The sequence below is a fragment of the Burkholderia sp. SRS-W-2-2016 genome (genome assembly GCF_001931485.1).
In the GTDB taxonomy this organism is placed as follows: Bacteria; Pseudomonadota; Gammaproteobacteria; order Burkholderiales; family Burkholderiaceae; genus Paraburkholderia.
Map to the genome: position 1 here is coordinate 156,778 of NZ_MSDV01000019.1, position 13,772 is coordinate 170,549.

At 66.1% G+C, this 13,772-nt stretch carries 11 protein-coding genes; 6 read left to right on the top strand and 5 right to left on the bottom strand.

Annotated features, from left to right (window positions below; all coding sequences use genetic code 11):
- Positions 1-359: 359 nt before the first annotated feature.
- Positions 360-824: a hypothetical protein gene (locus BTH42_RS07165; protein WP_075297316.1), complete on the bottom strand. Its 465-nt coding sequence runs from the start codon at positions 822-824 to the stop codon at positions 360-362.
- Between the two features lie 209 nt (positions 825-1,033).
- Here BTH42_RS07165 and phaP point away from each other — a divergent pair, with 209 nt between their 5' ends.
- Entirely contained in the window at positions 1,034-1,459 is a 426-nt protein-coding gene (gene phaP / locus BTH42_RS07170; RefSeq protein WP_075297318.1) for a phasin family protein, read from the top strand.
- Between the two features lie 34 nt (positions 1,460-1,493).
- Here phaP and BTH42_RS34710 read toward each other — a convergent pair whose 3' ends face one another.
- Positions 1,494-1,709, bottom strand: coding sequence for a hypothetical protein (locus tag BTH42_RS34710; protein ID WP_143751989.1), 216 nt, complete (start codon positions 1,707-1,709; stop codon positions 1,494-1,496).
- A 319-nt stretch (positions 1,710-2,028) separates the two neighbouring features.
- On the opposite strand from BTH42_RS34710, the gene BTH42_RS07175 reads away from it, so the two are divergent.
- Both BTH42_RS07175 and BTH42_RS07180 read left to right on the top strand, forming a co-directional pair.
- The gene (locus tag BTH42_RS07175) at positions 2,029-2,478 is read left to right on the top strand and encodes a DUF2844 domain-containing protein (RefSeq protein ID WP_178392136.1); all 450 of its coding nucleotides are present in this window, start codon (positions 2,029-2,031) and stop codon (positions 2,476-2,478) included.
- An 11-nt stretch (positions 2,479-2,489) separates the two neighbouring features.
- The gene (locus BTH42_RS07180) at positions 2,490-3,782 is read left to right on the top strand and encodes a DUF3443 domain-containing protein (RefSeq protein ID WP_075297322.1); all 1,293 of its coding nucleotides are present in this window, start codon (positions 2,490-2,492) and stop codon (positions 3,780-3,782) included.
- Between the two features lie 163 nt (positions 3,783-3,945).
- Here BTH42_RS07180 and BTH42_RS07185 read toward each other — a convergent pair whose 3' ends face one another.
- The 3 genes from BTH42_RS07185 to BTH42_RS07195 form a co-directional block, all read right to left on the bottom strand.
- Positions 3,946-4,419, bottom strand: coding sequence for a bacterioferritin (locus BTH42_RS07185; RefSeq protein ID WP_075297324.1), 474 nt, complete (start codon positions 4,417-4,419; stop codon positions 3,946-3,948).
- Positions 4,420-4,588: 169 nt separating this feature from the next.
- On the bottom strand, positions 4,589-4,960 hold the full coding sequence (locus tag BTH42_RS07190) for a BON domain-containing protein (protein WP_075297326.1): 372 nt from the start codon (positions 4,958-4,960) through the stop codon (positions 4,589-4,591).
- A 116-nt stretch (positions 4,961-5,076) separates the two neighbouring features.
- A complete protein-coding gene (locus tag BTH42_RS07195; protein WP_083654687.1) occupies positions 5,077-6,261 on the bottom strand; it encodes a putative zinc-binding metallopeptidase in 1,185 nt (394 codons plus the stop codon).
- Between the two features lie 403 nt (positions 6,262-6,664).
- On the opposite strand from BTH42_RS07195, the gene BTH42_RS07200 reads away from it, so the two are divergent.
- Genes BTH42_RS07200 through BTH42_RS07210 form a run of 3 tightly spaced genes read left to right on the top strand, consistent with a single transcriptional unit; the run spans position 6,665 to position 13,772 of the window.
- Positions 6,665-10,189, top strand: coding sequence for a DUF2126 domain-containing protein (locus tag BTH42_RS07200; RefSeq protein WP_075297328.1), 3,525 nt, complete (start codon positions 6,665-6,667; stop codon positions 10,187-10,189).
- A 29-nt stretch (positions 10,190-10,218) separates the two neighbouring features.
- Positions 10,219-12,885: a circularly permuted type 2 ATP-grasp protein gene (locus BTH42_RS07205; RefSeq protein WP_075297330.1), complete on the top strand. Its 2,667-nt coding sequence runs from the start codon at positions 10,219-10,221 to the stop codon at positions 12,883-12,885.
- Complete coding sequence (locus BTH42_RS07210; RefSeq protein WP_075297332.1) at positions 12,882-13,772, top strand: transglutaminase family protein; 891 nt, start codon at positions 12,882-12,884, stop codon at positions 13,770-13,772. Before BTH42_RS07205 ends, BTH42_RS07210 begins: the two co-directional genes overlap by 4 nt.

Here is a 13,772-nt window from a genome sequence, read left to right on the forward strand (position 1 = left end):
GGCGGCGGGGCGCAAGCGCGCGGAAAACGCGGGAAGAGAAAGAAGCGGAAGAACAGAAGAAGCGGAAGAAGAACAGAAGCGAAGAAGCGCGGCGGCGCCCCGCGCAAATAGATCGAACGATCAGTTCAAAGCGAGCTTGACGATGCAGACGAGAACGAACACGAGCAGCGCGGCCGCAATGGCGATGTCCAGCGGATAGCGCATTCCTTCACCCTGCCCTGACGTTACGGTGCTCCTATCCTAATCACCTGACGGAAGATGAAAAGCGGCAGTGAAGCGGCTATGTGGGACAGCCAACGCAGTCCGTGAAAGCCGTATGGGGCGGGGCCGCGGGAGCGCTTCCAGCAGCCCCGCGCAGCTTACTGCACCTGAGCCGGCGGCTGCCCCGGCGGCATCGAGCGCGGCGCCTTATTCGCCGCGACCAGATCTTCCGCGAGGCTGGTACGCAGCGTCGCGATCGCCTGTTCGGGATTGGCGGGCTTCAACTGCTCGCGCGCCAGCGAGTCGTACACGTAGTGGCGCAGCATCGGGTCCTGCGTCTTGTTCAGCACGTCGTGATAAACGGCGACGATCTCGCCCTGATGGCCGTTCAGCGCATACAGGCGGCGCAGCTGTTCGAGATCGTTGATGACCGCGAAGGACGGGCTCGGCGGACCCATCATCGGCCCCATCGGACCATGCCCCGGCGGGCCGTCGCCGCGCGGACCGCCGCCGTGCTGCGCGGCGGACGGAGGAGGCGGCGGCGTGCCGTCGTCGGCGAGCGCGGCCGTTGCGGTGATGCCAAGAATCGCGACCAGCGCCGCGCTAAACAATGCTTTTTTCATGATGTCGCTCCCATCGAAACCAGCGTCGGCCCACGATGGGCCGGCACATGGGCAACGATAGACGAGCGTTCGATTCGTCGGGTTACTGAAATGCATCTGTAACTTACCGTGCCTTGCATCCGACACAAGTTCTGCCAGGGTGAGCCCGCTGGCGCAACGCGGCCGGATAGCGCATGATGGCCCATACCCCACACCAAGGAGGATTTCGCATGGACCGACCTGAAGCCGCCAATCCGTTTGGCGATCTCACCAAAATGCTGGAGCAGTTCAAGCTCCCCGGCTTCGACGTGCCCGCCATCATGGAAGCGCGCCGCAAGGATATGGAAGCGCTGGTGCAGGCGAATCAGACCGCCTTTCAGGGGATGCAGTCGCTCGCGCAGAAACAGGCCGACATGCTGCGCGCGACGCTCGGCGAGTTGCAATCGCTGACCACTCAACTGGCGGCCTCGGGCATCAAGCCGTCGACCAATACCGCCGAGCTGGTTCAGCAGAGCCTGCACAAATCGCTCGCCGACATGCAGCAACTCGCGCAGGCCGCGTATCAGACTCAGGCCGAGTCGTATGCGGTGATCGCGAAGCGGGTCGAAGAAAACGTGCAGGAACTGAAGTCGCTGCTGCAACAGCAGAAGAAGTAAGCCGCGAAATTAATCGCGCGACGCGTTCCGTTCGCTACGATCCGATGCCGCGGATGGCCACAGTGCCATCCGCGGCATTTTTCGTTTGGGGGGTGAGAGCGACCAGCGCGGCGATGCGCTTCAATCGTGCTGCTAGCCGCGCGTAGTCTGATGAATAGCCGTTTTTCGCAGATTTGTTCAGCATCCGCTTACATTGTCGAAACAACGTATTTCGCAGCCATGCGATGCACGCGCCACCCGCGAGCGTCATTCAGCCTGTTCGCTTTAAACATCGAAGAACCGCGAAACCCGCGGCAAACCACCGTCCATAAAAGAACTCCTTCACGATAATCAAACGCGATTAAACGGCATCGCAAAACGCGTAGGTTTAAATCGACCCGCAAACGATTGCCGCGCGCGATTTCGTCGTTAAAGTTTCGGCCCGCCGTTCCGTAGACGCATTCACGCAGCCCAACCGGCGTGAAGGCAACCCGGCTCAGCCGGTCAGGTGTGCGCCCCCTAGTTTTGCGTTTGTGATCGGCTCGCGGCCGGCACGGGCGTTTCACCTCGAAGGAACTCTCTTGAAACCGATGCTTATTACCCGCATTGCGTGCGCAATGCTCGGGGCGAGCTGCGCGTTGCCGTTCGCCGCGCACGCGACGCTCGGCCAGAACGCCGGCACCGTCGATGGCGATCAGTCGCGTCAGCATGCGGTTGCCCGCGTGGCGACCACGCAGCGCGCGTATTCGGTGCAGCAATTGACGCTGCCGTCGGGCACGCTGGTGCGCGAATACGTCGGCGCCAATGGCGTCGTGTTCGGCGTCGCGTGGGACGGCCCGACGCTGCCCGATCTGAAGTCGATGCTCGGTGCGTCCTTCGATGCGTACGTCGCCGCCAATGCGAGCCGGCGCGGCGCGCCGCTCGCGGTATCGAGCGACGAGCTGGTGGTGTTCTCGGGCGGCCATCTGCGCGCGTTCAGCGGTTACGCGTATCTGCCGCGGGCGGTGCCCGCCGGCGTCGACGTCAGCGTCATTCAATAACGGGGCCCATCATGAGATCCACACTGCGATCCAGATCTTCGTGGCTGAGCGTGCTCGGCGCGGCGCCGCTCGTGGCGTTGACCTTGTTGCTGGGCGCGTGCGGCGGCGGCGGCGGGGGTGGCGGCTCCGGTGGCGCGGGCACGACCAGCAGTTCGACCAGTTCGTCGGGCTCGACCGTGACCAACACATCGCCGACGCCCGAGGCGCTGGCCGCGAACGCGGTGCGCGTGACGATCGACGCGGGCGTCAGCAACGTGCCGAACATGCCGTTCGTCAGCATCACGATCTGCGCGCCGGGCACCGGCAACTGCCAGACGATCGATCACGTGCTGGTCGATACCGGTTCGTGGGGCGTGCGTATTTTCGCGTCGCAATTGCCCGCGTCGGTGAGCCTGCCGCAGCAGAAGGACGGCGCCGGCAACCTGGTCGCCGAATGCATGCAGTTCTTCGACGGCTATACGTGGGGCGCGGTCAAGCTCGCGGACCTGCAGATCGCCGGCGAAAAAGCCGCGTCGCTGCCGGTGCAGGTGATCGACCCGGGCTACGCATCGGTGCCGGCCGATTGCGCGGCGGTCGGCGCGGCGCGCAATACGCCGGCGACGTTGCAGGCCAACGGCATTCTCGGCATCGGCGTGTTCAAGCACGATTGCGGCGCGGCCTGCGTGCAGCAGGCGCTGCCCGCGACCTACTACGGTTGCGCGGGCTCGACCTGCACGTCGATCCCGCTCGCCGAAACCTACCAGGTCGCCAATCCGGTGCCGTACTTCACGACCGACAACAACGGCTCGATGCTGAGTCTGCCGACCGTGTCGGGCGGCGCGCCGTCGGTGACCGGGCAACTGGTGTTCGGCATCGGCACGCAGAGCAACAATGCGCTCGGCAATGCGCAGGTGATCGGCGTGAGCGCGTCGAACGGGACCTTCACCACGGTGCAGAACGGTACGACGTACAACCACAGCATTCTCGATAGCGGCTCGACCGGGCTGTTTTTCCAGACCTCGTCGATGGCCGCGTGTCCGAGTCCGAATAGTGCGTACTACTGCCCATCGTCGACGCAGCAATTGAGCGCGACGATCGAAGGTTTGAACGGCACGACCAGCGCGGTGAACTTCAGCGTCGGCAACGCGACGTCGATCGCGCAGAGCTATCGCGGCGATGCGGCGTTGCCGCTGCTCGCGGGACCGGCGTTCGTGGCCTCGACGGTATTCGATTGGGGCCTGCCGTTCTTCTATGGGCGCAATGTTTATGCGGCGATCGAACAGCAGGCGACGCCGGGTGGGACCGGGCCTTACGTCGCGTATTGAGCGGGTGAGCGTGAGCCGGAGCGTGCGTTAAACACGCATTGAGCGCGCCGGAAACTTTGCGAGAAGGAGTGACAAACTCCGGGTGATGCCCGCTGCCGACTGGGTCGGCGGCGGGCTTTTTTATGGACCTCGCGGATTCCCGGCGCGGGTGGTCCCCGGAGATTCAACCCTGAGGGGTCTGCCGTTCGGCCGTCGTCGACATTTCTCCGGGACGGCGCAGCATCTTGTCGACTTCGCCCGCGTGCATTTCTTCGACGTGGATCATCTGGCGCGCGAACTCTTCCAGCGCGACCGAGCGGTCCGCGACCAGCGCGAGCAGATCGCGATACAGCTGCAATGCGACGTTCTCCGCCTGCAACGACTCGCGCAGGATCGACGCGATATCGAAGGTATGCGAGTCGAGCAGCGGGCCGATCGTCAGCGACGGATACGCGCCGAGCGTCGTGATCCATTCGCCGGCCTGCTGCGCGTGCAATAGCGATTCATCGGCCTGCGCGCGCAACCACGACTGGATCGGAATGCGGCCGAAGCCGAACACCAGAAACGAATAGTGGGTGTAGCGAACCACGCCGGCCAGTTCGGATTCGAGAATCCGGTTCAGTACCGCAACCACTTCCTGCTTGTCGATCTCTGCCATTTGACGTCTCCTGTGAGGTCGGCGCGATCGGTGCTGCGTGGCCGGTATCGCGCTCGGGACGGACATTGATTAAATGTAGTCCGCTCAGGAGATCGCGCAAGGCGTAAGGCGCAAGGCGCAAGGCGCAAGGCATAGGGGCGGCCCTGAACTCGTTGCGCCAGCGCGCGCGTTACTGCGGCTTGATTTCCAGCTCGTTACTCACCGATTGCACGCCGGCCACGCCGTGGGCGACGGCGAGCGCTTCGAGAATCTGTGCCTGCGAATCGACGTATCCCAGCAACTGCACGACGCCTCGATACGTGGCCACGCTGATCGTCGCCGAACGCAGCGCCGGGTCCGCGGCCAGCGCCTGCTTGACGCGGCTGGCGAGCGTCGCGTCATCGGTGGTGGCGACTCTCGGCGGAGCGGAGCGCGGCGCGGTGGGGGAGGCGGGCGCGTCGCGCGTCGTCGTCGATTTGCAGCCGGCGGTCGACATCAGCGCAGGCAACGCGACTACCGCGACGATCAGCAAGCGGCTTGTGAAGTACTGCGTGTTTCGCATGTGGGTTGTTCCGGGTGATTCCCGACGGGACGATAAGCCCCTAGTGTAAGTGCGAGCGAATCTGCGGGTGTGTCGCGAACACCGTTTGATGCGCTCGGGTGCGAGAAGGGGCCGGCTCAGGGCGCGTCGTCGTTGAACTCGCGATGCGGTGCGCCGCGCTCTTCGGCGGCGGCCTCAGCGGCCTCAGCGGGCTCGGTGGCGAGCGGCGCGAGCGATGCGATCTTGGCGCCGGGCGCGCTTTTATTGCCCGCCGCCGCGATCACCCGATGCACGAACCGCAGCTTGTCGACCACCGGCGCGGCGAGCGTAAACGGATAGCCGTCGGCCATCCCGAGACTGCGATTCAGACTGTTCAGCGCATACGTCAGCGGAAACCAGCGCTTGATCAGATTGCCGAAGCTCGCGTCCTCGACCGGCGTGCGGTCGGTCAGCGTCGGCTCGCTCGGATCGTCGGGTAACAGCGCGAGTCCATAGGACGTCGACGTATCGAGCACGTCGACGATCAGCAGATAGTGCGCCCACGTCTCCGCCCAATCCTCCCACGGATGCATCGTCGCGTACGCGCTGATAGTCGACGTCTGCCAGTCGGGCGGCGCGCCGTCGCGGTAGTACGCGTTCAGCGCTTCGCCATAGTCGGCGCGCTCGTCGCCGAACAGTGCGCGAAACGGTTCGAGCCAGCGCGGCTCATCCTCGATCAACCGGCTGAAGAAATAGTGGCCGGTCTCGTGGCGAAAGTGACCGAGCAGCGTGCGATACGGCTCGCCCATCGCGGTGCGGACTTTCTCGCGATGCGCGTCGTCGGCTTCGGCGATGTTCAGCGTGATCAGCCCGTTGTCATGGCCGGTCATCACGTGCGCGCCGTCGCCGCCGTCGGCGAGAAATTCGAACGCGAGGCCGTGCTCGGGGTCCGCGTCGCGCGAACGAACGTCGAGGCCGAGTTCGGCCAGCGTGTACAGCAGGCGCCGCTTCGCGACTTCGAGCCGATACCAGTACAGACGGTTCTCCGGCTCGGCCAGATTCGGAATCGTGCGGGTCAGTTGGCACGCGCGGCACAGCGTGTCGGGCGAGTCGGCCGGGATCATCCAGTTGCAGACGTTTTCGACCGCGTAGTTGTGGCACTGGCGAAACAGCGCGCCGTTCGCGCGCGGATGCAGGCTGCGCCAGCGGCCGTCGCCGGCGTCGTCGAACGCGCTCAGTTCGCGCAGGTCGGGCAGGTAGCCGAGCAGCGATTCGCAGCGTTCGCAGCGCACGTTTTCATAGAACACCAACTGCGCGCAGCGGTTGCAGTGGAAGGTTTTCATCGGGCGGGCCTCGTGAGGGCGGTGGTGGCGGACCAGACTGGGTCGCAATCCGAGTGCAATCTTCATGCCGCGGTTGCGGGCGCTCACCGCTTTAACGCACAGTATGTGCATGATCGTGCAGCGGTGGTGCGCCGGGTTGGTGCATGGAGCGAGGCGGGCTTCGGACACGGGCGGACGGAGCGCGGTGCGGGCGGGACACAGTGATCCGAAGCGGCGCAGCGGTGGCACTGGACGGCACCGAGCTGGGTGCGAACGGAGCGAGCCCGGCCAAGGCCAGCACCATCAGGCGTCGCAACACGCCGGTCACGCACCGCAGCGCATCGAGCGCTTCATACAACGCAGTCGAAGCACGGCATAGAGCTTGCTTTTTTGGCGGGCTGCCCATTTCGTCGAGGAGTCCGGAGTGTCCATACGCGTCGCGCTGCACCACGTCACTCATTACCGCTACGACAGGCTGGTGTCGCTGTCGCCCCAGGTCGTGCGGCTGCGGCCGGCGCCGCATTGCCGGACGCCGATCCTGTCGTATTCGCTGCGGGTCGAGCCGCTGAAGCACTTCATCAACTGGCAGCAGGACGCGTTCGCGAACTACCAGGCGCGGCTGGTGTTCCCCGAGCAGACCCGCGAGTTCAAGGTGACCGTCGATCTGGTCGCCGAAATGGCGGTCTATAACCCGTTCGATTTCTTTCTCGAACCGTCGGCCGAGCAGTTTCCGTTCGACTACGCGCCGGCCCTCGCGCTCGAACTCGCGCCGTACCGCGTAAAGCGGCCGATGACGCCGCGCTTCGCCGAATTCGTCGCGAGCATCGACCGCGCGCCGGCCGCCACCGCGAATTTTCTGGTCGCGCTGAACCAGCGGCTGCAACAGGAAATCCGCTATCTGATCCGGATGGAGCCGGGCGTGCAGACGCCGGAGGAAACGCTGGTCAACGCGTCGGGTTCGTGTCGCGATTCGGGCTGGCTGCTGGTCGAGACGCTGCGCCAGCTCGGCTTTGCCGCGCGCTTCGTGTCCGGCTATCTGCTGCAACTCGCGCCGGACCTGAAATCGATCGATGGCCCGAGCGGCACCGAAGTCGACTTCACCGATCTGCACGCGTGGTGCGAGGTCTATCTGCCGGGCGCGGGCTGGATCGGGCTCGATCCGACCTCGGGGCTGCTCGCGGGGGAAGGACATATCCCGGTCGCCTGCACGCCGGAGCCGGGCAGCGCGGCACCGATCTCGGGCGCGGTCGACGAATGCGAAGTCGAGTTCGAGCACACGATGTCGATCGAACGGGTGCTGGAAACGCCGCGCGTGACCAAACCGTACAGCGAGGCCGCGTGGGGCGACGTGCTGACCATGGGCGAGCAGGTGGACCGCGAACTCGCCGACATGGACGTGCGGCTGACGATGGGCGGCGAGCCGACCTTCGTGTCGGTGCGCGACCGCGATGCCGCCGAATGGAACACGGATGCGCTCGGCCCGACCAAACGCGGTTATGCGGTCGCGCTGATGGACCGGCTGCGCGAGCGCTACGGCGCGAACGGTTTCCTGCATATCGGCCAGGGCAAGTGGTATCCGGGCGAGCAGTTGCCGCGCTGGGCGATGTCGCTGTATTGGCGCGCGGACGGCGAGCCGTGCTGGCACAACCCGGCGCTATTCGCCGACGAACGCGAGCCGGGCCGCTACACGGCCGGCGACGCGCAACGCTTCGTCGCGCATCTGGCCGCGAAGCTGTCGCTCGATCCCGGCTGCATCCAGCCCGGCTACGAAGATACCTGGTACTACTTGTGGCGCGAGCGCCGTCTGCCGGTCAATGTCGATCCGTTCGACGCGCGGCTCGACGACGAACTGGAACGGGTGCGGCTGCGTCGCGTGTTCGACGCGGGGCTCGGCAGTCCGACCGGCTATGTGCTGCCGATCGGGCGCGAACAACGGATGCCAGGCACCGCGCCGCAATGGATCACCGGCCGCTGGTTCTTCCGCGATGAACGGATGTATCTGATTCCCGGCGATTCGCCGATGGGTTACCGCCTGCCGCTCGATTCGCTGCCATGGGTGTCGAAGACCGACTATCCGTATCAGCACGCGCACGATCCGTTCGCGCCGCAGGAACCGTTGCGCAGCGCCGCGCAATTGCGCGTGCAATATGACGCGCTGCGCGGCGGCGGCGCGCTGGGGCCGGATGCGGACACAACGAGCGCAAGCGCTGCGAACGGCGCACTGAAAACCGACCCGCGCCACGCAGCGGCGCTATCGCGTTCGGCCGCGGATTTACTGAGCGGAATGCCGCACGACAACGTGCTCGCGTATGCGCGTCAGCCGCACGAAGACGCGCCGCCGGCTAAGGGCCAATCGTCGAAAGACACGTTGCGCACCGCGCTATGCGTCGAGGCGCGCGACCCGAAACGCGCGGCCGGCCCGCAGGCGGAGAGCACTTCGTTCGGCAGCGGCCGCACGCTGCTGCACGTATTCATGCCGCCGCTGCCCGACCTCGACGATTATCTTGACCTGCTCGCCGCGGTCGAAGCGACGGCCGCGGATCTGAAAATGCAGGTCGTGCTCGAAGGCTATCCGCCGCCGCGCGACGCGCGCCTGAAGGTATTGCAGGTGACGCCCGACCCCGGCGTGATCGAAGTCAATATCCATCCGGCCGCGAACTGGGACGAACTGGTCGATCACACCGAGTATCTGTATGAGTCCGCTTCACACAGCTATCTGAGCAGCGAGAAGTTCATGCTCGATGGCCGCCACACCGGCACCGGCGGCGGCAATCACTTCGTGCTCGGCGGCGCGACGCCTGCCGACAGCCCGTTCCTGCGCCGTCCCGATCTGCTCGCGAGCCTGATTGCGTATTGGCATAATCATCCGTCGCTGTCCTATCTATTTTCCGGACTGTTCATCGGCCCGACCAGCCAGGCGCCGCGTATCGACGAAGCGCGCAACGATCAGGTCTACGAACTGGAAATTGCCTTTAGCGAACTGCAACGCCAGCTCGATCTGCTCGGCGGACGCGATAGCGCAACGCTGCCGCCGTGGCTGATCGACCGCGCGCTGCGCAATATCCTGATCGACGTGACCGGCAACACGCACCGCGCCGAGTTCTGCATCGACAAGCTGTATTCGCCCGATGGCCCGACCGGCCGCCTCGGCCTGCTCGAATTGCGCGGCTTCGAAATGCCGCCGCACGCGCGCATGAGTCTTGTGCAGCAACTGCTGCTGCGCGCGCTGGTCGCGCGTTTCTGGCGCACCCCGTACACGCAGCGGCTCACGCGCTGGGGCACCGAACTGCACGACCGCTTCCTGCTCGGCACCTTCGTGAAGATGGATTTCGACGATGTGCTCACCGACCTGAACGAAGCCGGCTTCGCGTTCGACGCCGCGTGGTTCGCGCCGCATTTCGAATTCCGCTTCCCGCTGGTCGGCGAGCTGACGCTGAGCGGCGTCGAACTGACGATTCGCAACGCGCTCGAACCGTGGCACGTAATGGGCGAGGAGGGCGCGAGCGGCGGCACGGTGCGCTATGTCGATTCGTCGGTCGAGCGGCTGGAGGTGCGTGTGCTCGGCTTGAACAGCAACCGTCATGTGCTCGCGGTGAACGGTGTGCCGCTGCCGTTGCAGCCGACCGGGCGCGTCAGCGAGTACGTGGCCGGCGTGCGTTTTCGCGCGTGGTCGCAGGCGGCCGCGCTGCATCCGACGATCCGCGTGCACGCGCCGCTCACGTTCGATCTGCTCGACAGCTGGAGCGGCCGTTCGCTCGGCGGATGCCAGTATCATGTCGCTCATCCGGGCGGGCGCAATTACCAGACCTTTCCGGTCAACGCCTACGAGGCGGAAAGCCGGCGGCGCGCGCGCTTCTTCGCGTCGGGGCATACGCCGGGACCGCTCGCGGTGGGCACGCCGCAGCGCAGTCTCGAGTTTCCGTTCACGCTCGATCTGCGCCGCAGTTGAAAACAATGAAGCACTGACACCACACGACCTTGGCCTTTCAATCGACTTTGCCGTTCGAAGCGTCCGCGCAGCAGGCGGACGCTTCGTCCCTGCTGCGCCTGCTGCCGGGGCATGACGGCCATTGGGACGAATTGCGCGACGCGGCCGGCGCGCTGCGTGAACCGTGGCGGCAGTTCTTCGCGCTGCTCGGCGAGGACGGCATTGCGCGGCTGGCCGAGCATCGCGCGTCGATCGCACGGCAGGTGCGCGACAACGACATCAGCTACAACGTCTACGCGGACAACGGCAAGTCGCGGCCGTGGGCGCTCGATCTGCTGCCGTTTCTGCTCGGCGAGGCCGAGTGGGCGCAGCTGGAGCGCGGCATCACGCAGCGCGCGCGGCTGCTGAACGCGATCGTCGCCGATATCTACGGGCCGCAGACGCTGCTCGAGCAGGGCCAACTGCCGCCCGCGCTGGTGTTCGGGCATCCCGGCTATCAGCGCTCGGTGAAGGGCTTCACGCCGCCGGGCGGCCAGTACCTGCAGGTCGTCACACTCGATCTCGCACGCACTTCGGACGGCGACTGGAGCGTGCTCGCGCAGCGCACCGAAGCGCCGTCGGGCCTTGGCTATGCGCTCGAAAACCGGCTGATCGTGTCGTCGCTGTTCGCCGAGCCGTTCCGCTCGCTGCGCGTGCGCCGCCTCGCGCCGATCTACTCGCAACTGATCGCGACGCTGGTGCAGGCCGCCCAGGCGACGCTGCGCGACGACGAGCGCGCGGCAGGTGCAACCGAAGCGTCGCCGCATATCGCGCTGCTCACGCCGGGGCCATTCAGCGAAACCTATTTCGAGCACACCTTTCTCGCGCGTTATCTCGGCGTCACGCTGGTCGAGGGCAAGGATTTGACCGTGCGCGGCGACCGCCTCTATCTGAAGACGCTGGCCGGACTCGAACGCGTGCACGTGGTGCTGCGCCGTCTCGACGACGCGTTCTGCGACCCGGTCGAATTGCGCGCCGATTCGACGATCGGCGTGCCCGGGCTGTTGCAGGTGATGCGCGCGGGCAATGTGATCGTGTCGAACGTGCCGGGGTCGGGCTTTATCGAATCGCCGGCGCTGCATGGATTCATGCCGGGCATTGCCGATGCGTTGCTCGGCGAAACGCTGCTGCTGCCCGGGGTGCCGACCTGGTGGTGCGGTGAGCAGGCGGCGCGGGAGCAGGCGTTCGAGCAACTCGACTCCGCGTTCATCGTGCCGACGTGGCCGCATACCGGAGCCGATGCGCCGCCCGGCATCGAGCAGGGCAGCCAGCCGCTCGCCGCGTGGCGCGAGCGGATCGAGGCATCGCCGGACGCGTTCACGATCCAGCAGGAACAGCGCTTTTCCTGCACGCCGCGCTACGACGGCGGCACGATCGGCGGCCGGCCGGCGGTGCTGCGCGTGTATGCGATCGCCGACGTCAACGGCGGCTGGCACGTGATGCCGGGCGGCTTCACGCGCGTGGCCGCCGAACGGCAACCGACGGTATCGATGCAGCACGGCGGCAGCAGCGTCGATACATGGGTGCTGTCGAGCCAGCCGAGTTCGACCTTTACGCTGCTGCCGTCGCCGCTGCAACCGGCCGACCTCACGCGCAAACATCGCACGGTGTCGAGCCGCGCGGCGGAGAACCTGTTCTGGGCCGGGCGATACGGCGAGCGCGCGGAAAACAACGTGCGCCTGCTGCGGCTGATTCTCGGCTCGCTCGAAGGCAACGACGCCGATGCGATGTTCCCCGCGCTGGTCGAACTGGCGACGTGGTGCGGGCTCGTACAGCCGGGCGATCTGGCGGCGGCGCCGGCGTCAGATGCGGCGCCCTCGTCGCGCAGCTTCGAGCGCGCGCTGGTCGCGAACCTCGCCGACAGCCCGGGCAGCGTCAGCATCAGCCAGAACCTGAATTGCCAGGCGCGCACGAACGGCGAGGTGCGCGGGCGTCTGTCGAACGATCACTGGCGTGTGATTCTCGCGGCGCGCAACGACTTCCAGGATGCATTGCAGGCGTTGTTGCCGGCGGCGGGTTCCGGTTTAGTTAGTGGTGCTGCGGGTACTGCTAGTGCGGCGGGCAGCAGCAGCGCGTTCGAGCGCTACGACCGCGTGACGCTGTCGAACGCGTTGGAGCAGTTGTCGGTGCAGCTATCGGCGATCAGCGGCGCGCAGGGCGACCGGATGACTCGCGACGAAGCGTGGCGCCTGCTGTTCGTCGGCCGCCATATCGAGCGTGTCGCGACGATGGCCGCGTTCATGCGCGGAGTCGCCGCGAACGGTCAACTGGCGACGCCGGCCGGCTTCGATCTGCTGCTGCAACTGTTCGACAGCACGCTCACGTATCGCTCGCTGTATCCGGGACGTTTCGAAGTGCCGGCGCTGCTCGATCTGCTGGTGATCGAGCCGCACAACCCGCGCGGGATCTACGGCGTGTACGAGCGCCTGCGCAGCAAGCTCGACGAAATCGCGGCGGTGGCGAGCGGCGCGCGGCATCGGCCGTTTGCGGAACTGCTGCCGCCGGTCGAGTTGTTGCCGTCGCTCGAAGCGCTGTGCACGCTCGACGCCGATGGCCGCTACAGCAAACTGATCGCGCTGTGCGATCAGATCGGCGGTTTCGCGAACGCGGCCGCGCAGGAGATCAGCGCGCGCTATTTCAGTCACGCGACCACGGTCGCCTCGCAGGTGTGGGTATGAAACACGCGCCGACCGTGCTGTCCGTTTCGCATCGGACCACTTACCATTATTCGACCTATGTCGAGACCGCCCAGCATCTGGCGACGATCCGGCCGCTCGCGTGTCCGTGGCAGCGGGTGGTGTCGCGCAGCGAGCGGATCGAGCCGGAGCCGTCGTATCTGCACAGCCGGATCGATGCGTTCGGCAACGACGTGCTGTACTTCGCGCTCGATACGCCGCACGAACGCCTGCAACTCGTCAGCGAAACGACGGTCGCGTTGACGCCGCGCTGGACCGATCTCGCGGCCGACGCGACGCCGCCGTGGGAGACGGTCGCCGACACGCTGCGGTTTCGGGTGGGCGGCGAGTTTCAGGCCGAAACGCAGTTCTGCTTCGCGTCGCCGAATATCGCGCTGCGCCCGGCGCTGCGCGACTATGCGTTGCCGAGTTTCACGCCGGGCCGGCCGCTGGTCGCCGGCGCGATCGATCTGATGCATAGGATTCACGAAGACTTCGCGTACAAGCCGTCGGCGACGCTGTTCGATACGCCGGCCGAGCGCGCGTTCGAACTGAAGAGCGGCGTGTGCCAGGATTTCGCGCAGGTGATGATCGGCTGTCTGCGCTCGCTCGGGTTGCCCGCGCGCTATGTGAGCGGCTATCTGCGCAACGATCCGCCGCCGGGGCAGCCACGGCTGATCGGCGCGGATGCGTCGCATGCGTGGGTGTCGGTGCATTGTCCGGGCAGCGGCTGGATCGACCTCGATCCGACCAACGACGTGCTCGCCGATCTCGATCATGTGACGCTCGCGATCGGGCGGGATTACAGCGATGTGTCGTTGCTGCGCGGGACAATACTCGGCGGCGGCGCGCACCGAATGGAAGTGGGGGTGACGGTGCTGGCGTTGTGA

What these genes read in the sequence shown, in the direction of transcription:
- BTH42_RS07185 (WP_075297324.1), bottom strand. Translation starts at nt 4,419, where the DNA reads ATGGCAGAGATCGACAAGCAGGAAGTGGTTGCGGTACTGAACCGGATT.
- phaP (WP_075297318.1), top strand. Translation starts at nt 1,034, where the DNA reads ATGGACCGACCTGAAGCCGCCAATCCGTTTGGCGATCTCACCAAAATG.
- BTH42_RS07165 (WP_075297316.1), bottom strand. Translation starts at nt 824, where the DNA reads ATGAAAAAAGCATTGTTTAGCGCGGCGCTGGTCGCGATTCTTGGCATC.
- BTH42_RS07210 (WP_075297332.1), top strand. Translation starts at nt 12,882, where the DNA reads ATGAAACACGCGCCGACCGTGCTGTCCGTTTCGCATCGGACCACTTAC.
- BTH42_RS07195 (WP_083654687.1), bottom strand. Translation starts at nt 6,261, where the DNA reads ATGAAAACCTTCCACTGCAACCGCTGCGCGCAGTTGGTGTTCTATGAA.
- BTH42_RS07175 (WP_178392136.1), top strand. Translation starts at nt 2,029, where the DNA reads ATGCTTATTACCCGCATTGCGTGCGCAATGCTCGGGGCGAGCTGCGCG.
- BTH42_RS34710 (WP_143751989.1), bottom strand. Translation starts at nt 1,709, where the DNA reads ATGACGCTCGCGGGTGGCGCGTGCATCGCATGGCTGCGAAATACGTTG.
- BTH42_RS07190 (WP_075297326.1), bottom strand. Translation starts at nt 4,960, where the DNA reads ATGCGAAACACGCAGTACTTCACAAGCCGCTTGCTGATCGTCGCGGTA.
- BTH42_RS07180 (WP_075297322.1), top strand. Translation starts at nt 2,490, where the DNA reads ATGAGATCCACACTGCGATCCAGATCTTCGTGGCTGAGCGTGCTCGGC.